Raw genomic sequence first — 22,735 nt, forward strand, 5'->3', positions numbered from 1 at the left:
TGACTTATGTTCAATACTGTCTACCAGGCATGAAAAGATTACACCCACATTACAGGCGAGACGTATCGGAAGGGAGCTGGAGCATTCGAAGAATAGAGACGGCCTGAGAGGCCACTGAGGACATTTGGCAGCCTGGGCAGTGCCTGTGCAGACATTCCTGAAACAAGAACCTGTAAGGCCTTAGCAGCAGAAATAAAAAAGGACGACCGAAGTCGTCCTTTTTGTGGTCAAGCAGAACTTAGTTCTGTTTTTCCATTTGCGCGCGCAGCAGGTCACCAATGGTGGTAGGACCAGTGCTTTCAGCGACTTCAGGCTTGCTACGCAGGCTCTGAATGGCTTCTTTCTCGTCTTCAACGTCTTTCGACTTGATGGACAAGCTGATTACGCGGCTCTTGCGGTCAACGCTGATGATCTTGGCTTCGATCTCTTCGCCTTCTTTCAGAACGTTACGCGCGTCTTCAACGCGGTCACGGCTGATTTCAGAGGCTTTGAGGGTCGCTTCGATGTCGTCGGCCAGGGTGATGATGGCGCCTTTGGCGTCAACTTCTTTAACGATACCGCGAACGATAGCGCCCTTGTCATTGACAGTGACGTACTCGGAGAACGGATCGCTTTCCAGCTGCTTGATACCCAGCGAGATGCGCTCACGCTCAGGATCAACAGACAGGATCACGGTGTCGAGCTCGTCGCCCTTCTTGAAGCGACGTACGGCTTCTTCGCCCACTTCGTTCCAGGAGATATCGGACAGGTGAACCAGGCCGTCGATGCCGCCGTCCAGACCAATGAAGATACCGAAATCGGTGATCGACTTGATGGTGCCGGAGATTTTATCGCCCTTGTTGAACTGGCCAGAGAAATCTTCCCATGGGTTGGATTTGCACTGTTTGATGCCGAGGGAGATACGACGACGCTCTTCGTCGATGTCCAGAACCATGACTTCCACTTCGTCGCCAACCTGAACGACTTTCGAAGGGTGGATGTTCTTGTTGGTCCAGTCCATTTCGGAAACGTGTACCAGGCCTTCCACGCCTTCTTCCAGCTCTGCGAAGCAGCCGTAGTCGGTCAGGTTGGTAACACGCGCGGTAACGCGGGTGCTTTCCGGGTAGCGAGCCTTGATAGCAACCCATGGATCTTCACCCAGTTGCTTCAGACCCAGGGAAACACGATTGCGCTCGCGATCGTACTTCAGGACCTTTACATCGATCTCATCGCCAACGTTGACGATTTCCGATGGATGTTTGATGCGCTTCCAGGCCATGTCGGTGATGTGCAGCAGGCCATCGACGCCACCCAGATCGACGAATGCGCCGTAATCGGTGAGGTTCTTGACGATACCCTTGACCTGTTGGCCTTCCTGCAGGGACTCGAGAAGAGCTTCGCGCTCGGCACTGTTCTCGGCTTCCAGGACACTGCGACGGGAAACGACAACGTTGTTGCGCTTCTGGTCCAGCTTGATGACCTTGAACTCGAGCTCTTTGCCTTCCAGGTGAGTCGTGTCACGCACAGGGCGGACGTCAACCAGAGAACCAGGCAGGAACGCACGGATGCCGTTAACGTCGACAGTGAAGCCGCCTTTAACCTTACCGTTGATAACGCCCTTGACCACTTCTTCAGCTGCGAAAGCCGCTTCCAGAACGATCCAGCACTCGGCACGCTTGGCTTTTTCGCGGGACAGCTTGGTTTCGCCAAAGCCATCTTCGACCGCGTCCAGCGCAACGTGAACTTCATCGCCGATCTTGATGGTCAGCTCGCCAGCGTCGTTGTGGAACTGTTCCAGCGGGATGAGGCCTTCAGATTTCAGACCGGCGTGAACCGTAACCCAACCTGCCTGGTAGTCGATATCCACGATGATAGCGGTGATGATCGAACCAGCCTGAAGGTTGAGGGTCTTTAGGCTTTCTTCAAAAAGTTCTGCAAAGCTTTCGCTCATTTTAATTCCTGTTGATCAAGGGCGAAGAATACGCCCATCTGCCACGTTCCAGACAACGTGGGTTTCGTTCAAGTAAAAGAAAGCCTGCGGGACTATGACTGGTCTCCCACACGCTTCTTCGTCATCCGGCGATACCGCGAAGCGCGATTTCGCTCAGAATGCGTTCCAGCACCTGCTCGATGGACAATTCAGTGGAATCCAGCTGTATGGCGTCGTGCGCCGGCTTCAGCGGGGCTACCGCTCGCTGGGTGTCACGCTCGTCGCGTGCACATATCTCATCTAGCAGACTCGACAGACTAACATCATCGCCCTTGGCCTTCAACTGCAAGTAACGCCTGCGCGCACGCTCCTCGGCACTGGCAGTGAGGAATATCTTCAGTGGTGCATCCGGGAACACCACGGTGCCCATGTCTCGACCATCTGCAACAAGGCCCGGCTCCTCCTGAAAAGCGCGCTGGCGCAACAGCAAGGCGTCGCGCACCGCCGGCAGCGAAGCCACCTGCGACGCGCCGCTGCCTACCTGCTCGTTGCGAATGGCATGGGTGACATCCTCGCCTTCCAGAATGATGCGCTGCCCCTGCCCTGCCGCAGTCGCTTCGAACTGCACATCCAAATGAGCGGCCAGAAGCTTGAGCGCCTCTTCATTGGTCAGGTCGACGCCATGATTACGCGCGGCAAAAGCCAGAAGACGATACAGCGCACCGGAATCAAGCAGGCACCAGCCGAGTTTTCTGGCCAGCAACCCGGCTACAGTGCCCTTTCCGGAACCGCTGGGTCCGTCGATGGTGATAACGGGAGCTTTGATTTTCACTTTTTGTCCTCTTGCGCTACACGCATGCCAACCTGAGCGCACAGCGCCAGAAAATGGGGAAACGATGCGGCGGCATCCGCGCACGCTTGAATACGGATGGGCGCCGAAGCCCTCAACGATGCAACGCGAAACGCCATGACGATACGCTGATCGCTGCGAGCATCAACCTCGCCGCCACCTGGCACACCGCCTTCGATAATAATGCCATCCAGCACAGGCTCGGCCTCGATACCCAGAGCCAGCAGACCATCGGCCATCAGCCTGACGCACTCTGACTCGTCGGCTTGCAGCGCCTGTGCGCCGCGCAGAATGGTACGCCCTTCTGCACACGCTGCGGCAACAAGCAGCACCGGAAATGTATTGATCGCCAATGGCACCAGCGCTTCAGGAATATCAGCCCCTTTCAGCCGGGCGGAGCGGACATGCAGGCCTGCGAGCGTCCCGCTCGCCAGTTTGCGGATATTTTGCAGCACGATGTCGCCGCCCATCAGGCGCAGGATATCGATCGCCCCCTCACCAAGGGAACTGACCGGAACGTCCTCGAGCAGCAAGTCGCACCCTTCGCTGATCGACGTTGCCACCATGAACAGCACCGCAGACATGACATCCACCGGCCCTTTGATGTGGTGGCTCACGCCATCCGCAGGCCCGCCGCGAACCTCACGATGGTCGCCAGACGCTGTATCGACCCGGGCACGACTGGCCAGAATTCTGCCGAAGTGCTCCCTGGCTGCGCGAGCGCGGGTGAACACATCCTTCAGTTGTGCGCCATCGCCAGCGTCTACCGCATCGCGCAAGGCATCGAGATCCGTACGAAAGCTGTCCAGCGTGCGCAGTACTGCTTGCCGATTGGCCATGAAGATGTCGTGCCACATGGTCGGATCGCTGCCTGCAATACGCGTGAAATCACGGAAACCGCCAGCGGCATACCTGAATATGTCCAGGTTTTCATTACGCTTGGCCAGTGAGTCGACCAGACCGAATGCCAGCAAATGCGGCAGATGGCTGGTTGCAGCCAACACCTCATCGTGACGCTCGACCTGCATGTGCTCGACATCGGCGCCCAAGACAGACCACAACCGGTCGACAATCGCCACCGCTTGAGGATCGGTCTCAGCCAGCGGGGTCAGAATGACTTTATGACGCCTGAACAGCGCCGCGTTGGATGCTTCAACGCCGCTCTGCTCGGACCCGGCAATCGGATGCCCGGGCACAAAACGTGTCGGCATATGGCCGAATGCCTGGCGCGCAGCGCTGACCACGTTGCCTTTGGCACTGCCGACATCGGTGAGAATTGCGTTACCCAGATCCAGCGGCGCAAGCAGCGCGAGGAGCTTTTCCATAGCCAGAATCGGCACCGCCAACTGAATCACGTCGGCACCATGACAGGCCACGGCAAGATCGGCCTCACAGCGATCCACTACCCCCAGTTCGACAGCCAGCTTTCGCGACTGCGGATCAAGATCGACGCCGACGACTTCGCGACACAGGCCGCTTTCGCGCACGCCCTTGGCAAAGGAGCCGCCGATCAGCCCAAGCCCCACGACCACCAGACGACCGATCAACGGCCGGGCCGGTTGTTCAGAAATTACATCAACCACGCGAACACACCTGACAGCCCGACAAGACAACAAACAAACGGATCATGCACAACGCCCTCAAAGAACCGCTTTCGGGTAGGAACCCAGCACCTTCAAGGCAACGGCTTCACTGCTGATTTTTTCCAGCACGGCCTTGACCAGCGGGTCCTGGTGATGGCCGACAAAGTCGATGAAAAACACGTAAGTCCACTTGCCACTGCGCGACGGGCGGGTTTCGATGCGTGTCAGGTCCAGACCGCTCTCGTGAAACGGCACCAGCAGCTCGTGCAGCGCACCCGGCTTATTGCTCATCGACACAATGATCGAGGTCTTGTCATCGCCGGTCGGCGGGACTTCCTGGTTGCCGATGATGAGGAAGCGCGTGGAGTTGTCCGGGCGATCTTCGATCTTTTCCGCAAGACGCGTCAGACCATACAGGCCTGCCGCCATATCGCCAGCGATAGCCGCCGAATTCCACTCGCCCTTGACCCGCTTGGCGGCTTCGGCGTTGCTGGCAACGGCCACACGTTCGACATTCGGGTAATGAGCATCGAGCCATTTGCGGCACTGGGCCAGCGACTGAGCGTGGGAATAGATGCGCGTGATGCTTTGCGTCTTGGTGCTTTCGCCCACCAGCAAATGGTGGTGGATACGCAGCTCGACTTCGCCACAGATGACCATGTCGTGTTCAAGAAAGCTGTCGAGCGTGTGGTTGACCGCGCCTTCGGTGGAGTTTTCCACCGGGACCACGCCAAAATTCACGGCACCGGCAACCACTTCACGAAACACTTCGTCAATCGCAGCCATCGGCAGACTGATGACTGCATGCCCGAAATGCTTCATCGCGGCGGCCTGGGTAAACGTACCCTCAGGGCCGAGATAGGCGACCTTGAGCGGCTGTTCAAGCGCGAGGCAGGAAGACATGATTTCGCGGAACAGCCGCGCCATCTCTTCGTTGCTCAACGGACCACGATTGCGTTCCATGACTCGCCGAAGCACTGCAGCTTCGCGCTCCGGGCGATAGAACACAGGCACTTCACCTTCGGCCAGCGAGGACATCTTGACCCTGGCCACTTCCTGGGCACAGCGGGCACGCTCGCTGATCAGCTCCAGAACTTTCTCATCGAGGCTGTCGATACGGACGCGAAGCGCCTTGAGTTCTTGCTCGGACATCAGCCGTGCTCCTTCTCGAAGTCTTTCATGTAGGCCACCAACGCGTTGATAGCGTTGATATCGATTGCGTTGTAGATGGATGCACGCATGCCGCCCACCGAGCGATGGCCCTTGAGGTTGAGCAGACCGTTTGCATCGGCACCGGCCAGGAACGGCTTGTCGAGACGATCGTCAGCCAGACGGAACGGCACGTTCATCCACGAACGATCGGGCTTGTTGATCGGGTTGCTGTACAGCTCGCTGGCGTCGATAAAGTCATACAGCGTGCGCTGTTTGATTTCGTTGCGCTTGCCGATTGCCTCTACACCGCCCTGCTCTTTGAGCCATTCGAAGACCAGCCCCGACAGGTACCAGGCCAGGGTCGGCGGCGTGTTGTACATCGAGCCATTGTCGGCAGCGACTTTGTAGTCGAGCATGGTCGGGCACAGCGAACGTGCGCGGCCCAGCAGGTCTTCACGAATGATCACCACCACGATGCCGCTGGGGCCGATGTTCTTCTGGGCGCCAGCGTAGATCATGCCGAAACGCGAGATGTCCACCGGGCGCGAGAGGATGTCCGAAGACATGTCGGCAACCAGCGGCACGTCGCCGGTTTCGGGAATCCAGTTGAATTCCAGACCACCAATGGTTTCGTTTGGCGCGTAGTGAACGTAGGCAGCATCCTTGGACAGCTTCCACTCGTTCTGACCGGGAATGGCAAAGTAGTCGTAAGGCTTGGCGCTGGCGGCGACGTTGACCGTGCCGTAGCGCGATGCCTCGTCGATAGCCTTCTGCGACCAGATGCCGGTATCGATGTAGTCGGCCTTGCCGTTTTCCGGCAGCAGGTTCAGCGCAATCTGCGCGAACTGCTGGCTCGCGCCGCCTTGCAGGAACAGCACTTTGTAATTGGAGGGGATGGACAGCAGATCGCGCAGATCCTGCTCGGCCTTGGTGGCAATGGAGACGAACTCGTCACTGCGGTGGCTCATTTCCATGACGGAAAGGCCTTTGCCGTGCCAGTCGAGGAGTTCCGCCTGGGCACGCAGCAGAACAGCTTCAGGAAGCGCAGCAGGACCTGCGCAGAAGTTAAAGGCTCGCTTGCTCATATCCACTCTCGTCAAATACGTTGGGTCTGTACGCGCTTGTTTCTGGTTGCTTGCCACGAGCAGACAGACGCCGCAGCGACTGGCAGCTCCTTGCTGAAATTCTGATCCGGCTGCAGGGCTGGCCGAATGCCGCAAGGGCTGGACTTGCCTGGAATGCACATGCACTCACAGACGAGCCAGCCCTTACCTGATTTACGTTACAGCTTAGTTCTGCGGTTCGTCTTCATCTGGCGCAGCGTCCGCTTGCAGGTCTTCACCGGCATCGTCCACTTCCACTTCAGCGGCATCGACGATCACGCCGTCAATAACCTCTTCACCTTCAAGCTCTTCGCCTTCGACTTCCGACGGCTCCTGAACACGCTCCAGACCGACCAGTTTCTCGTCGCTGGCCAGCTTGATCAGGGTCACGCCCTGAGTGTTACGGCCCAGACTGGACACTTCGCCCACCCGGGTACGCACCAGCGTGCCCTGATCGGAAATCAGCATGATTTCTTCGCCATCAAGCACCTGAACTGCGCCAACCAGACGGCCGTTACGCTCATTGCTGACCATGGCGATGACACCCTGACCACCACGCTTGTACTCGGGGAACTCGGAAATGGCCGTACGCTTGCCGTAGCCGCGCTCGGAAGCGGTGAGGATCTGGCTGCCTTCTTCCGGGATCAGCATCGAAATGAGCTTTTGCCCTTCTGGCAGACGCATGCCACGCACGCCACGAGCGGTACGCCCCATGGCGCGCACATCGGATTCCTTGAAGCGGGTCACTTTGCCGCCATCGGAGAACAGCATGATTTCCTGTTCGCCATCGGTAATGGCAGCGGAGATCAGGATGTCGCCCTCGTCCAGCTCAAGGGCAATGAGGCCCGAGCTGCGTTGACGGCTGAATGCAACCAGCGGGGTCTTCTTGACGGTACCGTTGGCGGTGGACATGAAGATGAACGGAGCCTTCTTCTTGTCGGCGGCCTTGATACGGACCTTGCGCTCTTCTTCGGTCTCGCTGCTGTTTTCCGCGTCGTCCAGCTCGCCCTCAAGGGCTTCGCCTTCTTCGTCGGCACGCTTGCGCATGGCTTCGAGGTCAACCGGCAGCATGGTGGTGATGTATTCGCCGTCGCTCAGCGGCAACAGGTTGACCAACGGACGACCACGGGCAGCGCGGGACGCTTCCGGGATCTCATAGGTCTTGAGCCAGTACACCTTGCCCTTGCTGGAGAACATCAGCAGCGTGGTGTGGCTGTTGGCGACCAGCAGGTGAGCAATGTAATCCTCATCCTTGATGCCGGTGGCCGACTTGCCCTTGCCGCCACGACGCTGAGCCTGATAGACCGCCAATGGCTGGGTCTTGGCATAGCCGCCATGGGAGATGGTGACCACACGCTCTTCTTCGGTGATCAGGTCACCCAGGGTCAGGTCCAGACGTGCATCGAGAATCTCGGTACGACGGGCATCGCCGTACTCGGAGCGGATCACTTCCAGCTCTTCGCGGATCACTTCCATCAGGCGCGTTGCGCTGTTGAGGATGCGGATCAGCTCGCCGATCTGGTTAAGGATTTCCTGGTACTCGCCCAGCAGCTTCTCGTGTTCCAGACCGGTCAGGCGATGCAGACGCAGTTCCAGAATGGCCTGAGCCTGTTCCGGTGACAGGAAATACTTGCCTTCACGCAGACCGTATTGCGGGTCCAGGTTCTCAGGGCGGCACGAATCGGCACCTGCACGCTCGACCATTTCGACCACTGCGCTTGATTCCCAAGGCGTCTTGATCAACGCTTCCTTGGCTTCTGCAGGTGTCGGAGAGGCCTTGATGAGGGCGATGACCGGGTCGATGTTGGACAACGCAACAGCCTGACCTTCAAGGATATGGCCACGCTCACGCGCCTTGCGCAGCTCGAATACGGTACGGCGGGTAACCACTTCGCGACGGTGACGAACAAAGGCTTCCAGCAGGTCCTTGAGGTTCAGGATGCGTGGACGGCCGTCAATCAGGGCAACGATGTTGATACCGAAAACGCTTTGCAGCTGGGTTTGGGCATAAAGGTTGTTGAGAACAACCTCTGGCACTTCGCCACGACGCAGCTCGATGACCACGCGCATACCGTCCTTGTCGGACTCGTCGCGCAGCTCGGTAATGCCTTCGAGTTTCTTTTCCTTGACCAGCTCGGCGATCTTCTCGATCAGACGTGCCTTGTTCAGCTGGTAAGGCAGCTCGGTGATGACGATCTGCTGACGTCCGCCGACCTTGTCGATGTCTTCGACGATGGAGCGGGCACGCATGTAAATGCGTCCACGACCCGTGCGATAGGCTTCGATGATACCCGCACGGCCGTTGATGATCGCCGCTGTCGGGAAATCCGGGCCGGGGATGTACTGCATCAGTTCGTCGACCGTCAACTCTGGGTTGTCGATCAGTGCCAGGCAACCATCGATGACTTCACCGAGGTTGTGCGGCGGAATGTTGGTCGCCATGCCCACGGCGATACCGCTGGAACCGTTGACCAGCAGGTTGGGAATACGGGTCGGCATGACCGCGGGGATCATTTCGGTGCCGTCGTAGTTCGGCACCCAGTCCACGGTTTCCTTGTGCAGGTCGGCCAGCAGCTCGTGCGCCAGCTTGGTCATGCGCACTTCGGTGTATCGCATGGCCGCAGCGTTGTCGCCATCGACCGAACCGAAGTTGCCCTGACCGTCTACCAGCAGGTAGCGCAGCGAGAATGGCTGAGCCATACGAACGATGGTGTCGTACACGGCCGTATCGCCGTGCGGGTGATACTTACCGATCACGTCACCAACCACACGGGCGGATTTCTTGTACGGCTTGTTCCAGTCGTTACCCAGCTCGCTCATTGCGAACAACACGCGCCGGTGCACGGGCTTCAAGCCGTCGCGCGCATCGGGCAGTGCTCGACCGACGATTACGCTCATCGCGTAGTCGAGGTAGGACTGCTTCAGCTCGTCTTCGATATTGACCGGGAGGATTTCTTTGGCCAGTTCGCCCATGAGAAGCCTGATTCCTTTTTCTGGTGAAACCTCGCAAACCCATTCGGGGTATACGAAGCTCGCCGCTGCCAGCATGTGCAGGGCAGCGACTTACGACAAATCAACGAGTTATGCCATGAATCTACGCAGCGTGGGCGACTACAATCAGTGTCCCCGATAACCTCCGGATATTACCACAATCGCCGAGGCGCTCACATCCTTTGCAGGCGCTGAAAACGAGCCACCGGCGTGCAAGACGCCTGAGAAACGCTTACAGGCCCGCCCAGCCGCATTGCACAGCGGCAACGGCTCGAGCCCGACCGCATCAGTGAAGGTGTTTACGGCTCATCAATTGCGCCATCCGGGCTGTATCGGGACGCTCGACAATGCCCTTCTCGGTCACAATCGCATCGATCAGGTCTGCCGGTGTCACATCGAACACCGGATTGAAGGCCTCGACCTGTGCACCGACCCGCTGACCGCCCACTTCAAGCAGCTCACGGCCGTCGCGCTCTTCAATGATGATGTCGTCGCCGCTGGCCATCTCCATATCGATGGTCGAACTCGGTGCCACCACCATGAAGCGCACCCCGTGGTGCATCGCGGCTACGGCAAGCTGATAGGTGCCGATCTTGTTCGCAACATCGCCATTGGCGGTGATGCGATCAGCCCCGACGATGACCCAGGTAATGCCCTTGGTACGCATCAGGTGCGCAGCGGCGGAGTCTGCATTCAGGGTGACCGGGATGCCTTCATTGGCCAGCTCCCAGGCGGTAAGCCGCGACCCCTGCAGCCAGGGCCGGGTTTCATCGGCATAGACCCGCTCGATCATGCCTTCCAGATGCGCTGCGCGGATCACGCCCAGCGCAGTCCCGAACCCACCGGTGGCCAGCGCTCCGGTATTGCAGTGGGTGAGCACCGTCTGCAAGTTGCCTTGATGCCTGCGGATCAGGTCGGCGCCCAGTTGCGCCATGGTCAGATTGGCCTCGCGATCACTCAAGTGAATCGCCACGGCTTCTGCCTCAAGGGCCACGAGCGGATCGTCACCGTCCTTCACACGCATCAGACGATCACGCATCCGGTTCAGCGCCCAGAACAGGTTCACGGCGGTCGGGCGTGAGTCGGCCAGCAACTGCATGTCTTCTTCCAGCGCCGGATACCAGTCTTCGCCTTGGGCAATGCGCGCACGTGCGCCCAGCACCGCACCGTAGGCGGCACTGATACCGATGGCCGGTGCCCCGCGCACGACCATCGTGCGAATCGCCTCGGCGACTCCCTCGGCGGTGGTATAGCGGTGCCAGACTTCCTCGAACGGCAGTACCCGCTGGTCCAGCAGGTACAGAGCGTCGTCTCGCCAATCGATGGCCTTAACTTTCTCTGCAGCCAACAGTCGATCGCGCATCGCCAACTCCATCTTGAACATCCGAAACCCAGCATCAAAAGCCGCTGATTATAGCGAGCCGCCTGCGAAGACGCTCGGGTATACTTCGCCATCAACGTAATAAACGATGGAAACCTTCTCATGCCGAACGCTACAGCACCGCTCGACCTTTTGCTCCTGCCCGCCTGGCTGGTGCCGGTCGAGCCCGCAGGCGTGGTGCTCAAGGACCACGGTATCGGCGTGCGCGACGGCTGTATCGTCTATATAGGGCCGCGGACCGAGGCATTGAGGCAAAACGCAGTGCAGGTGCAGGAGCTTCCCGGCATGCTGCTCAGCCCAGGCCTGATCAACGCCCACGGTCATGCAGCCATGACACTGTTTCGCGGGCTGGCCGATGACCTGCCACTGATGACCTGGCTGCAGGACCATATCTGGCCCGCCGAAGGCAAATGGGTCAACGAAGACTTCGTTCGCGATGGCACCGACCTGGCCATCGCCGAGCAGCTCAAGGGCGGCATCACCTGCTTCTCGGACATGTATTTCTACCCCAAGGTGGCTGCCGAGCGCGTCCACGCCAGCGGCATGCGCGCGCAGATCACCGTTCCGGTACTGGATTTCCCGATTCCGGGGGCTCACACAACGGATGAAGCACTGCACAACGGTATCGAGCTATTCAACGACCTCGCCCATCATCCACGCATCAAGATCGCCTTTGGCCCGCATGCGCCCTACACCGTGGGCGACGAGAATCTGGAGAAGGTCCGGGTTATCGCCGATGAACTGGACGCCATGATTCAGATGCATGTCCATGAGACCGCATTCGAAGTCGAACAGGCTGTCGAACAGCGCCAGGAGCGCCCTCTCGCCCGCTTGAATCGGCTGGGCATGCTCGGCCCGCGCTTCCAGGCCGTGCACATGACACAGATCAACGACGACGATCTGGCCCTGCTGGTGGAAAGCAATACCAGCGTGATTCATTGCCCAGAATCCAATCTCAAGCTGGCCAGCGGTTTCTGCCCGGTCGAACGGCTGTGGCAGGCCGGAGTGAATGTTGCGGTGGGCACCGACGGTGCCGCCAGCAACAATGACCTGGACCTGCTCGGCGAAACCCGCACCGCCGCCTTGCTGGCCAAGGCTGTTGCCGGTTCGGCCACAGCACTGGATGCACACCGTGCGCTGCGCATGGCGACGCTGAATGGCGCTCGCGCCCTGGGTATTCAGGCAGAGACCGGCTCGCTGGAGATCGGCAAGGCGGCAGACATGGTCGCTTTCGACCTGTCGGGCCTGGCCCAGCAACCGATCTACGACCCGGTGTCGCAGCTTATATATGCCACTGGCCGCGATTGCGTAAGCCATGTCTGGGTGGCCGGCAAGCAATTGCTCGACGCTCGCCGGCTGACTCGCATGGATGAACCCGCACTGCGCGACACCGCGATTGCGTGGGGCCAGCGTATTTCCGGTAAAGCCGAATAATTCGATTCGGACCGAACACATGCCAGTCAGGCTTATCTATAAGCCTGACTGATGAAAAAGAATTTTGAGTTCAAGAGGGACACCCATGAGCAACGTCGACCGCGCAGAAATCGCTAAATTCGAGGCCTTGGCCCATCGCTGGTGGGACCGCGAAAGCGAATTCAAGCCGCTGCATGACATCAATCCGCTGCGCGTCAACTGGATCGACGAGCGTGTCGGCCTGGCAGGCAAGAAGGTGCTCGACGTCGGCTGCGGCGGCGGCATTCTCAGCGAGGCGATGGCCCTGCGCGGCGCAACGGTCACCGGCATCGACATGGGCGAAGCGCCGCTGGCCGTCGCACAACTGCATCAGCTTGAATCAGGCGTCAGCGTCGAGTATCGGCAGATCACCGCCGAGGACATGGCCGAAGAGATGCCCGAGCAGTTCGATGTGGTGACGTGCCTGGAAATGCTTGAGCACGTACCGGACCCATCGTCGGTGATCCGCGCCTGCTATCGCATGGTCAAGCCGGGCGGTCAGGTGTTTTTCTCGACCATCAACCGCAACCCGAAAGCTTATCTGTTCGCCGTGGTCGGTGCCGAATACATCCTCAACCTGCTGCCACGCGGGACCCACGACTTCAAAAAATTCATCCGCCCTTCCGAACTGGGTGCCTGGAGCCGCGATGCAGGCTTGCAGGTCAAGGACATCATCGGTCTGACCTACAATCCGCTGACCAAGCATTACAAGCTGGCCTCCGACGTCGACGTCAACTACATGATCCAGACTCTGCGGGAGGCGTGAGACATGCGTTTGAGAGCGGTTTTATTCGACATGGACGGCACCCTGCTCGACACCGCACCGGACTTCATCGCCATTGCTCAGGCGATGCTGGCCGACCGCGGCCTTCCCCCCGTACCGGACAAACTGATCCGCGATGAAGTTTCAGGTGGCGCCAGGGCCATGGTGGCAGCGACCTTCGCGATGTCGCCGCAAGCGCCGCAATTCGAAGCATTGCGCCTCGAGTTCCTGGAGCGCTATCAGCGTGACTGCGCCGTCCACAGCAGACTGTTCGATGGCATGGGCGAGTTGCTGGTCGACATCGAGAAGGCCGGCCTGATCTGGGGCGTGGTGACAAACAAGCCGGTGCGCTTCGCTCAGCCGATAATGGAACAGCTCGGCCTGGCCGAACGCTCCGCCGTACTGATCTGCCCGGACCACGTCACGCACAGCAAGCCACACCCCGAGCCGATGATTCTGGCCTGCAAGATGCTCGACCTCGACCCGGCCAGCGTCCTGTTCGTAGGCGACGATCTGCGCGACATTGAGTCCGGTCGCGACGCAGGCACCAAGACTGCTGCCGTGCGCTACGGCTACATCCACCCCGACGACAATCCTGACCACTGGGGTGCCGACGTGGTGGTCGATCATCCGCTGGAACTGCGCAAGGTGCTGGATAACGCACTGTGCAGATGCTGAACGAGGTTTTACATGTTTGACTACTCCGCGCACCCGGAACTGCTCAAGGGCCGGATCATTCTGGTCACCGGTGCCGCTCGCGGCATCGGTGCTGCAGCCGCAAAAACCTACGCAGCGCATGGCGCGACTGTTCTGCTGCTGGGCAGAACTGAAGCCAGCCTGGCTCAGGTCCATGACGAGATACAGGCAGCAGGTCATCTGCTGCCGTTGGTCATACCCTTCAACCTGGAAAGCACCGACCCCGCGCAGTATCACGACCTGGCGACCATGATCGAGCGCAAAGTCGGCCGTCTTGACGGGCTGCTGCACAACGCCTCGATCATCGGACCGCGCACTTCAGTGGAACACCTGCCAGGCGAAGACTTCATGCAGGTCATGCACGTCAACGTCAATGCCACCTTCATGCTCACCCAGGCATTGCTGCCACTGCTTCGGCGCTCGACTGATGCATCGGTGGCCTTCACTTCCAGCAGCGTTGGTCGCAAAGGCCGCGCGCAATGGGGCGCGTACGGGGTATCGAAATTTGCTACCGAAGGCCTGATGCAAACTCTCGCCGACGAGCTTGAAGGCGTCACCAGTGTGCGGGCCAACAGCATCAACCCGGGCGCTACCCGCACCGGTATGCGTGCGCAGGCCTACCCTGACGAAAACCCGCAGAACAATCCCGCGCCCGAAGACATCATGCCGGTCTACCTGTACTTGATGGGACCGGACAGTAAGGGCATAAACGGGCAGGCGCTGAATGCTCAGTGAGCAAAAATAACCAGACATTGCCGTGACGGAAAACTGTCACGGCAGGCGTTTTTAGCGGCATTTTAAGTCAAGGAATTGCCGACTCGCCCTCACTGTCAGAGAGATGGCGTCAGCTAAACCACTGATTTTAATAAGTCCGGGCAAAAATGAACCGAATGGCACGACATCCCCTCTAACCCAGCCAAGCCAGCAATATGTGCTGAGGAGCGAAGAGATGAATTTTCCTACCCAGACCCATGCAATCGATTTCGATACGGCTGAACTGCAACGCCTGGGTTTTCGAAATCGACCCGACGCCATACTTCCACCCCCGTCACTGCCCGAGCTGGTTTATCAGCTTGGGCGACAATTGCAGACCAGCCTGGAAGCCGAGCGGATACTGACCCTGTTTTTTCAGGGTGTGCAACGGTTCCTGCCATTGAGTGGTCTGGCCTATCGACATATCGAAAGCGACCTGAATCTGCGTCTGGGCGAGATGTCATCCGACAGCGCCACCTTTCACCTGCGTCACGAGGGCAAGTGCATCGGTGAGCTGGAGTTTCAAGGCGCCAAGCCATTTGATACCCGGCAGCTGAGCGACCTTGAATCGCTGCTGGTCTGTCTGGTGTACCCGCTGCTGAACGCCCTGCTGTATCGCATTGCGACACAGACGGCGTTGCGCGACCCTTTGACCAGTACCGGTAACCGTATCGCAATGGATCAGGGCCTGGCTCGCGAGATAGAGATATCGCGTCGTCACAAGCAACCGCTTTCATTGCTGATGCTGGATATCGATCATTTCAAGAAAGTGAACGATGAGTACGGCCATCATACTGGCGATGATGTACTGAAAACCGTTGCGCAAAGCCTGAAAGCGCAACTGCGCAATATCGATCGTGTGTTCCGCTATGGCGGTGAAGAGTTCGTGGTGATTCTTTCCAACACCGGAGCCAGTTCGGCTGAACTGATCGGCGAACGCCTGCGTCAGGCCGTGCGGAACCTCGAGTTTCGCGAGCTTGACCCAGCCCTGACCATGACCGTCAGCCTGGGATGCTCAACACTGCTGCCGGCAGAAACCGCCGACAGCCTGCTGCGCAGGGCCGACAACGCCCTGTATGTTGCTAAACGCGAAGGTCGCAACCGTCTTGCCATGGCCAGCTAGCACTCTTTCCTGCCTTTCTCGCCCAGCCTCTAAACTTCCAGCGCGGCAACACGCCCACGCGCAGGCTTGACCTTGTCCAGCTGCATGCAGCGCTCCAGGAACAAATGCATGTAATCGTAACTCTTGATAACGGCCTGACGCAGCTCAGCTTGCAGCTGCAGGCTCGGTTTATTACCCACCAACGTGCAAATGATCTCGAGCGCCTCCCAAGGGTGCGCGTCGTCGTACTGTGCATGCATCTTGAGCCATTTCATGGCTTTCTTGCGGGTTTCTTCAGGGAATGCTTCGGCGTACGCACCATTGGAACAGACCACTGCCGACCACTCGCCCGTCGCTCCTTCAATGGCATAGTTGGTGGCCGCCATCGCAACAGCCAGTGAGTCCGAAGAGCTGGTCTGCCAGCACCAGTGGCTCAGTGCGTGCAGCTCAGGCGCAACCCGTTGATCGTGGAGGTCTTCAAGCGTCACATCGTGCGCTGCACACCAGTTCACCCAGTAGTCAGCATGATTGAGTTCGACGCGAATATTGCGCATCAGCCAGCGGCGCGCCATGTCTTCGCCAGGATGACGACCAAAGCGGGTCTTGGTGAGGTTCTTGGCCATGTACACCGCGAACTGCTCGACAACCGGCCAACCGCCAATCAGGTAATGGCGCATGATCTGCGGACTCAGCTTCGCGTCGCGCATCTGCTGGTACAACTCGTGCTCGACCACCCGTGCCTTTGCAGCGCTGCAATCCTTGATCAACTGCTGCGCCCAGGCCGGATAACTGCTGGCTTCCATGAGCGGACCGGTTCTCTCGAAAGTGTCGATCAATGGGTATCTCCTTATAGGATTTCAACTGATTAACGTAGCGTTCCTGGCGCGCCGAACATCAGGGGGTCAGGCCGTACGGGCTGAATGTACAGACTCTCGCAAGTGAACAATTCAGGGCGTGATATCAGATACCCTTGTGCAAAATCCACGCCCATTTCCTGCAACGCAAACTCTATCTGCGGCGTTTCTACGTACTCGGCAATGGTGCGTTTGCCCATCACATGACCAATATTGTTGATGACCTCGACCATAGCCTTGTTGATCGGATTGTCGAGCATGTCCTTTACAAAACTGCCATCGATTTTCAGAAAATCCACAGGCAAGTGTTTGAGATAGGCAAAGGACGACATGCCCGAACAGAAATCATCAAGGGAAAACTGACAGCCCAGCCCCTTCAACTCGTTGATAAAGCGAATCGCGCTGTCCAGGTCTGCAATGGCACTGGTTTCAGTGATCTCGAAACAGATCATTCCGGGCGATACGGCAAATGCCTTGAACTGCTGTTTCAGGTATTCGAGGAACGTATCATCGCCGATACTTGAACCTGACAAATTTATAGCACATAGCGCCTGCGGTGCCTGATGCCGATCATCACTCTGGCATTGGGCGATCACTTTGAAGACATTGTGCACCACCCAACGATCCAGCGTCGTCATAAGACCGTAGCGCTCCGCAGCCGGGATAAAGTTGTCCGGAACCACCATTCGTCCGGACTCATCACGCAGGCGCAGGAGGATTTCTATGTGCCGTACCTCACCGCCTTCACCTTTGATCGAAGCGATTTCCTGCGCATAAAGGCAAAAGCGATTTTCATCCATTGCCATGTGCAGACGTTGTATCCAGGCCATCTCGCCGAACCGCATCGACAGGGTCAGGTCGTCAACACTGTAGACCTGAACCCGGTTGCGGCCTCTCTCCTTGGCCATATAACAGGCCATGTCGGCAGCAGACAACGACCCTTCAAGCGTGGCGGGTGTATCGCCGAGCTGCACCAGACCGATACTTACGGTAGTCATGAATGGCCGACCTTTCCACATGAAATGCAGGGTCTGCACGATCTCGCGCAACCCCTCGGCTATATCGAGGGCCGTGTCGGCAGGGCAATCGACCAGCAACACGCCGAACTCGTCACCTCCCAACCGGGCCAGTGTGTCACCGTCGCGCAAGCCCTGCGGCAATGCCCGGCAAAGCTGGCGCAGCAGCTCATCGCCCGCCGCATGACCACCGGTGTCATTGACCAGTTTGAACTGATCCAGATCAAGAAACATCAGACAGTGGCTGCTCGCCTGATCGTCAATACCATCCAGTACCCGCTGCAGGCGATGCTCGAATTCACTGCGATTGACCAGCCCGGTCAGCGGATCATGGGCGGCCTGCCATGACAGATCGGCGATGTACTGACGCTCCTGTGTCATGTCATGCAGCACCAGCACCGCCCCGCTGACCACGCCCTCGTTGTAGATCGGCGTACCGACCAGTGCTACCGAGACCGTACTGCCATCCAGCCGCTGGATAAGCTTGCTGTTGGCGCTGCCGCCCTTGAGCTTGCCGGTGACGATCTGCTCGACCAGCGTCGAGGTGTCCTTCTGATCGTTTTCATCCAGCAGATTGAACAGCGCTGTCAGCGGAAGCCCGCTGGCCTGGGTGCTTTTCCAGTGCGTCAGGCCCTCGGCTGCGGGGTTCATGTAGACAATGGCCCCGGCCACGTCGATGGTGATCACTCCGTCGCCGATGGACTCCAGGGTAATCTGGGCGCGCTCTTTCTCAAGTTGCAGAGCATCAGCAAACACGCGCCGCTGGACAATCAGACGACGCACACGCAGCAGCGCCAGAAGAATCAGTAAAACGGCAGTGACCAGATTGACCGCAATCAGCAGGTTGAGGATGAACCGGGACCCCTCGCCCAGCGCATCACTGAACGCCCGCGCTGCGGGCGTTACCCCTTCATTGATGACATTGATCTGCACTCGCCACTGATTGACCTCGGCGGCAGTCACCTCACCCTCACCGACCCGGTCGTGAATATTCCGCGCAAGTTCATTGAGCTGCATGAGGTAGCCATCACCCACCTCCCAAAAGTGAATGGCCTGCTTCATGAAGCTGAAGTTATGGAAGTTCAGGTACATCCAGATGATGCCGTTCGCGTCATCGGGGTGATTGCCGCCCTGAATGATCCCGGCCCTGGCATCCGCCATGGACGGAATAGGCTGATCGAGCGCCTTGCGCAAGGCGTGGCCGCCCTGAGGGACGGAAAAGGCGTTTTGATACTTCAGATAGTCACGCTCATCATGCGTGATGGCGTATAGGCTCAGGTAATGGATGGCGTCTTTCTGGCCCTTGGACCAGAGACTCTCGCCCGCCACATAGCTGCGCACCGCAGACATGGTGTAGAGACTGACACACCCCAGCAACGCCTGAAACAGCGCGACGGCAATGAATGGCCATACGATGCCCAACAGACGGGGCTTGGAGAAGGTCCATGGTTGATTCATGGGTTTCACCTCACCACATGCCTGAATAAACGTCTAGCGCAGAGACTAGGCTAAATTCGTAAATGATGGCAGGTGATTCTCCCGCAATCGAGCCAACCTGTGCGCTGATCGAGGCATCGCACATCAGATTTGTTGCAAGTGTCCGTACAGCTTTGCGTAAAGACCTCCATCGGCAATCAACTGTTGGTGTCCGCCGTCTTCGACAATCCGCCCGCCATCAAACACCAGCACCCGGTCAGCCTGCTTCACGGCCGACAGGCGGTGCGCGATGATCAGCGTTGTGCGACTGCGCAGAAAACGTGCGAGGGCCTGATGCAGGTTGTACTCGGTAGCCGCGTCCAGTGCAGAGGTAGCTTCATCGAGGATAACCACTTTAGGGTCGGACAATACCATGCGTGCGATGGCCATGCGCTGACGCTGGCCACCCGACATTCTGACCCCGGAGCGCCCTACCACGCTGTCCAGACCTTGTGGCAGATCGAGGATCGCAGAATCGAGTTGCGCAACTTCCAGCGCACGCCAGCAGGCTTCGTCGCTGCAGTCACGACCGATGGTCAGGTTGGCGCGCACCGTGTCATTGAACAGGGCGGGATGCTGCAGTACCACGGCAACGTTCTCGCGCACAGTGTCAAGACCGATATCCTGCTGACTGACGCCGCCAAAACGGATCACTCCGGTGCGGGCCGTGTACAAGCCCAGCAGCAACTGCACCAAGGTGCTCTTGCCGCCACCACTGGCACCGACGATGGCGACCTTTTCACCCGGCGCGATGCTCAGGTTCAACTGATCCAGCACCAGGTCTTCGCCATAACCGAAACTCAGGCCACGCACCTCGACCCCCACGGTCTCGCGCCCTGCGAAAGGGTCAGTGCCGCCGACATATTGCGGCTCATCGGCACGCGCCAGCAGCTCGTTGATACGCGTCAGAGCACCACCCGCCGCGTAATAGGCGTATTGCAGATTCAACAGTTGCTCAACCGGCGTCATCATGAACCAAAGGTAGCTGAACACCGCGAGCATCTGCCCGATCGACAGGTCCGAGAACAACACCGTGAGCATTGCGGCGGCACGAAAGATATCGATACCGAACTGGAACAGCAGCCCGCTGGCACGCCCCGAGGCGTCGCTTTTCCATTGCGAATTGATGGCGTAATCACGCACTTCCTGCGCCCGCATGCCCAGCCGACCAAGGAAGAAACCCTGTCGATTACCCGCCCTGACTTCCTGAATCGCATCCAGTGTTTCACTCAGCGCCTGGGTAAAACGCGACGTGCTGTCGTTTTCCAGCTTCTTGAGATGCTTGACCCGCTTGCCCAGCTTCACCGTGAGCAGAATCACCAGCGGGTTGAACAGCATGATCAGCAGCGCCAGCTTCCAGTGCATCCACATCAGAATGCCCGCCGTGCCTGCCAGGGTCAGCGTGGCTACCGGCAGTCGGCTGAGGGTTTCGCCGACAAACTTGTCCAGCGTGTCCAGGTCGGTCACCAGATGCGTAGTCACCGTGCCGCTGCCCAGGCTTTCGTACTCACGCAGGGAAATGCGCTTGAGCCGTTCGATCAAACGTAGCCGGATACGGTAGACGATATCCTTGGCCAGCCCGGCAAACAGCCGCGCCTGCAGAACGTTGAACACCAGCGCTCCGACACGCAGCACCAGAGTCAGCAAGAGCATCAGGCCGATGTAGCCCGCCGCCTTTTGCAGGCCGTCAGGCAGCAAGTGATTCATGACTTTCAGTGCCGCATCGCCGCGCCCCAACAGCACTTCGTCAACCAGCAACGGCAACAACAACGGGATCGGCACGCTGCACAGTGTCGCCAGAACCGCGACACCATTGGCCAGCCACAGGGCTTTTTTATGACGCAACGCAAGACGCCGGATCTCGGCCCAACTCAACGCATCGCCATGCTTGGCTTGCGACCGCCGGGCGGCATCGGGCGATTCATCACGCACTGGCTGCACGCTCCAGCCATCGACCCAGCAAGGGCGAAAGGCTGCTCAACGGCTGATAACCGTTGGTCAACAGCGCCAACTGGCCGTTACGCTCGGCAAGCAGGGTCGGAAAACCGGCGATGCCCAGATCCTGCGCCCAGGCGAAATCAGCTGCCGTGGCAGCTTGCCGCTCCTTACTCTCGAATTCATCGGCAAATGCCTGACGCGACAGCCCCGCCTGCTCGGCCAGTTCGGCCAGCAATGAAGGGCGTGTTACGTCACGACCTTCGCTATAGAAAGCCCGCTGAATCAGCCCGACCAGTTCCCAGGCGCGGTCCGGGTCCAACTGCCGTGCCGCAGTGACGGCCAGACAGGCAGGCGTGGTGTCGTAGACAAACCCTTCCGGCAGCGCACCCTCGCGAAGAAACGGCTGGCCGGTGGCATCTTCGACCGCCTGCCAGTGCTCGATAATGTAACGACGCTTGGCCGGCTCCAGCGCTGCACCCTCAGAGCGCAGACCGCCCATGACCAGATGCAGCGGCACGCCCGCTGCCCGAGCCTGTTGCACCAACGCGTCGGCAACTGGAGCGAAGCCCCAGCACCAGGAGCACATAGGGTCCATGACATAGATCAGGCGGGCAGACATGGCTCAGGCCTCGGAGGGCAAACGATAGTTGCGACCAATCGGATGGGGCTGGTTACGTGCCTTGGCCAGTTCGATCTGTTTTTGCCGGTCGATGGCGCTGCGACGAGTCTTCTCGCTCAGCGAATCCCAACAATGCGGGCAGCTGACACCCGGTGAGTAATGCTCGCTGGCGCGATCCTCGGCACTGATCGGCGTGCGGCAGGCATGGCATTGATCATAATCGCCTTCGGTCAGGTCGTGGCGCACCGTAACCCGGTTGTCGAACACGAAACACTCGCCGCGCCACTGACTTTCCTGCTCAGGGACTTCTTCCAGATATTTGAGAATCCCGCCCTTGAGGTGATAGACCTCTTCAAAACCCTCGCCCAGCATGTAACTGGAGGCTTTTTCGCAGCGAATGCCACCGGTACAGAACATGGCGACCTTCTTGTGCACCGCCGGGTCGAAATGCGCCTTGATGTATTCCGGAAACTCGCGAAAAGACGTCGTCTTCGGATCGATGGCGCCCTCGAAGGTGCCAATCGAGACTTCGTAGTCGTTGCGGGTATCGATCAACAGCACTTCAGGGTCAGTGGTCAGGGCGTTCCAATCCTTGGGCTCGACGTACGTGCCGACGCTCTTGTTGGGGTCGACACCCTCTACGCCCAGGGTCACGATCTCTTTCTTGAGCTTGACCTTGGTGCGATAGAACGGCTGCTCGTCGCAGTAGGATTCCTTGTGATCGATGTCGATCAGGCGCGGATCGCTCTTCAACCAGGCCATCAGGCCGTCGATGCCTTCGCGGCTGCCGGACACCGTGCCGTTGATGCCTTCATCGGCGATCAACAGTGTGCCCTTGATGCCGTTGTCGACCATCGCCTGCAACAGGGGCTCGCGCAGTTCCACGTAATCGCTGAGGGTGACGAACTTGTACAGCGCGGCCACGACGATCGGCTGAGTCATCGGCTCTTGAGTCATGTATCTCTCCAGTGGCGACCCTCGCAAAGGGCCTACCGGGTAAAAATGTGCGGACAAAAAAAAGCACCGACCAGTCGGCGCGGTGCGGATTCTAGCAAAAACCGGAGTGCAGCAGGCAGGTCAGCGGATCAATAGCCCCG

The 22,735-nt window shown here is 58.9% G+C and carries 17 protein-coding genes; 5 read left to right on the forward strand and 12 right to left on the reverse strand.

Features of this window, described 5'->3' with window-relative positions:
* Positions 1–238: 238 nt before the first annotated feature.
* The 7 genes from rpsA to mtnA form a co-directional block, all read right to left on the reverse strand.
* Positions 239–1,930, reverse strand: a complete 1,692-nt coding sequence (rpsA, locus tag AC4ANE_RS19790) for a 30S ribosomal protein S1 (RefSeq protein WP_002554562.1) — start codon at positions 1,928–1,930, stop codon at positions 239–241.
* A 121-nt stretch (positions 1,931–2,051) separates the two neighbouring features.
* Positions 2,052–2,741 carry a (d)CMP kinase gene (gene cmk / locus AC4ANE_RS19795; RefSeq protein WP_002554563.1) on the reverse strand — a complete coding sequence of 230 codons (690 nt, stop codon included), beginning with the start codon at positions 2,739–2,741 and terminating at the stop codon, positions 2,052–2,054.
* Positions 2,738–4,342 carry a prephenate dehydrogenase/arogenate dehydrogenase family protein gene (locus AC4ANE_RS19800; RefSeq protein ID WP_002554564.1) on the reverse strand — a complete coding sequence of 535 codons (1,605 nt, stop codon included), beginning with the start codon at positions 4,340–4,342 and terminating at the stop codon, positions 2,738–2,740. Before AC4ANE_RS19800 ends, cmk begins: the two co-directional genes overlap by 4 nt.
* Before the next feature lie 57 nt (positions 4,343–4,399).
* On the reverse strand, positions 4,400–5,494 hold the full coding sequence (pheA, locus tag AC4ANE_RS19805) for a prephenate dehydratase (protein ID WP_002554565.1): 1,095 nt from the start codon (positions 5,492–5,494) through the stop codon (positions 4,400–4,402).
* Complete coding sequence (gene serC / locus AC4ANE_RS19810) at positions 5,494–6,579, reverse strand: 3-phosphoserine/phosphohydroxythreonine transaminase (RefSeq protein WP_002554566.1); 1,086 nt, start codon at positions 6,577–6,579, stop codon at positions 5,494–5,496. The genes pheA and serC overlap by 1 nt, the downstream gene beginning before the upstream one ends.
* Positions 6,580–6,783: 204 nt before the next feature.
* A complete protein-coding gene (gyrA, locus tag AC4ANE_RS19815) occupies positions 6,784–9,570 on the reverse strand; it encodes a DNA gyrase subunit A (protein WP_002554567.1) in 2,787 nt (928 codons plus the stop codon).
* A 304-nt stretch (positions 9,571–9,874) separates the two neighbouring features.
* Positions 9,875–10,951, reverse strand: coding sequence for an S-methyl-5-thioribose-1-phosphate isomerase (mtnA, locus tag AC4ANE_RS19820; RefSeq protein WP_002554568.1), 1,077 nt, complete (start codon positions 10,949–10,951; stop codon positions 9,875–9,877).
* 120 nt (positions 10,952–11,071) lie between these two features.
* Between mtnA and AC4ANE_RS19825 the strand changes: the two genes are divergently transcribed.
* The 5 genes from AC4ANE_RS19825 (at position 11,072) to AC4ANE_RS19845 (ending at position 15,756) form a co-directional block, all read left to right on the forward strand.
* Positions 11,072–12,403 carry a TRZ/ATZ family hydrolase gene (locus AC4ANE_RS19825; protein ID WP_002554569.1) on the forward strand — a complete coding sequence of 444 codons (1,332 nt, stop codon included), beginning with the start codon at positions 11,072–11,074 and terminating at the stop codon, positions 12,401–12,403.
* 85 nt (positions 12,404–12,488) lie between these two features.
* On the forward strand, positions 12,489–13,187 hold the full coding sequence (ubiG, locus tag AC4ANE_RS19830) for a bifunctional 2-polyprenyl-6-hydroxyphenol methylase/3-demethylubiquinol 3-O-methyltransferase UbiG (protein ID WP_002554570.1): 699 nt from the start codon (positions 12,489–12,491) through the stop codon (positions 13,185–13,187).
* 3 nt (positions 13,188–13,190) lie between these two features.
* Positions 13,191–13,862 carry an N-acetylmuramic acid 6-phosphate phosphatase MupP gene (gene mupP / locus AC4ANE_RS19835; RefSeq protein WP_002554571.1) on the forward strand — a complete coding sequence of 224 codons (672 nt, stop codon included), beginning with the start codon at positions 13,191–13,193 and terminating at the stop codon, positions 13,860–13,862.
* Between the two features lie 12 nt (positions 13,863–13,874).
* Entirely contained in the window at positions 13,875–14,615 is a 741-nt protein-coding gene (locus AC4ANE_RS19840; protein WP_002554572.1) for a YciK family oxidoreductase, read from the forward strand.
* A 214-nt stretch (positions 14,616–14,829) separates the two neighbouring features.
* Positions 14,830–15,756, forward strand: a complete 927-nt coding sequence (locus tag AC4ANE_RS19845; protein WP_002554573.1) for a GGDEF domain-containing protein — start codon at positions 14,830–14,832, stop codon at positions 15,754–15,756.
* Positions 15,757–15,785: 29 nt separating this feature from the next.
* Here AC4ANE_RS19845 and AC4ANE_RS19850 read toward each other — a convergent pair whose 3' ends face one another.
* The 5 genes from AC4ANE_RS19850 to trhO all read right to left on the reverse strand — a co-directional run bounded on the left by AC4ANE_RS19850 (position 15,786) and on the right by trhO (position 22,580).
* Complete coding sequence (locus AC4ANE_RS19850) at positions 15,786–16,571, reverse strand: iron-containing redox enzyme family protein (RefSeq protein WP_002554574.1); 786 nt, start codon at positions 16,569–16,571, stop codon at positions 15,786–15,788.
* A gap of 29 nt (positions 16,572–16,600) precedes the next feature.
* Positions 16,601–19,063 (reverse strand): EAL domain-containing protein, encoded by a 2,463-nt coding sequence (locus tag AC4ANE_RS19855; protein ID WP_005731280.1) that lies wholly within the window; start codon positions 19,061–19,063, stop codon positions 16,601–16,603.
* Positions 19,064–19,186: 123 nt separating this feature from the next.
* Positions 19,187–21,013 carry an ABC transporter ATP-binding protein gene (locus AC4ANE_RS19860; protein ID WP_002554576.1) on the reverse strand — a complete coding sequence of 609 codons (1,827 nt, stop codon included), beginning with the start codon at positions 21,011–21,013 and terminating at the stop codon, positions 19,187–19,189.
* Positions 21,006–21,638, reverse strand: coding sequence for a DsbA family protein (locus AC4ANE_RS19865; protein WP_002554577.1), 633 nt, complete (start codon positions 21,636–21,638; stop codon positions 21,006–21,008). Before AC4ANE_RS19865 ends, AC4ANE_RS19860 begins: the two co-directional genes overlap by 8 nt.
* A gap of 3 nt (positions 21,639–21,641) precedes the next feature.
* On the reverse strand, positions 21,642–22,580 hold the full coding sequence (gene trhO, locus AC4ANE_RS19870; RefSeq protein ID WP_002554578.1) for an oxygen-dependent tRNA uridine(34) hydroxylase TrhO: 939 nt from the start codon (positions 22,578–22,580) through the stop codon (positions 21,642–21,644).
* Positions 22,581–22,735 lie beyond the last annotated feature (155 nt).

This window comes from Pseudomonas sp. Pme6b (assembly GCF_058129925.1).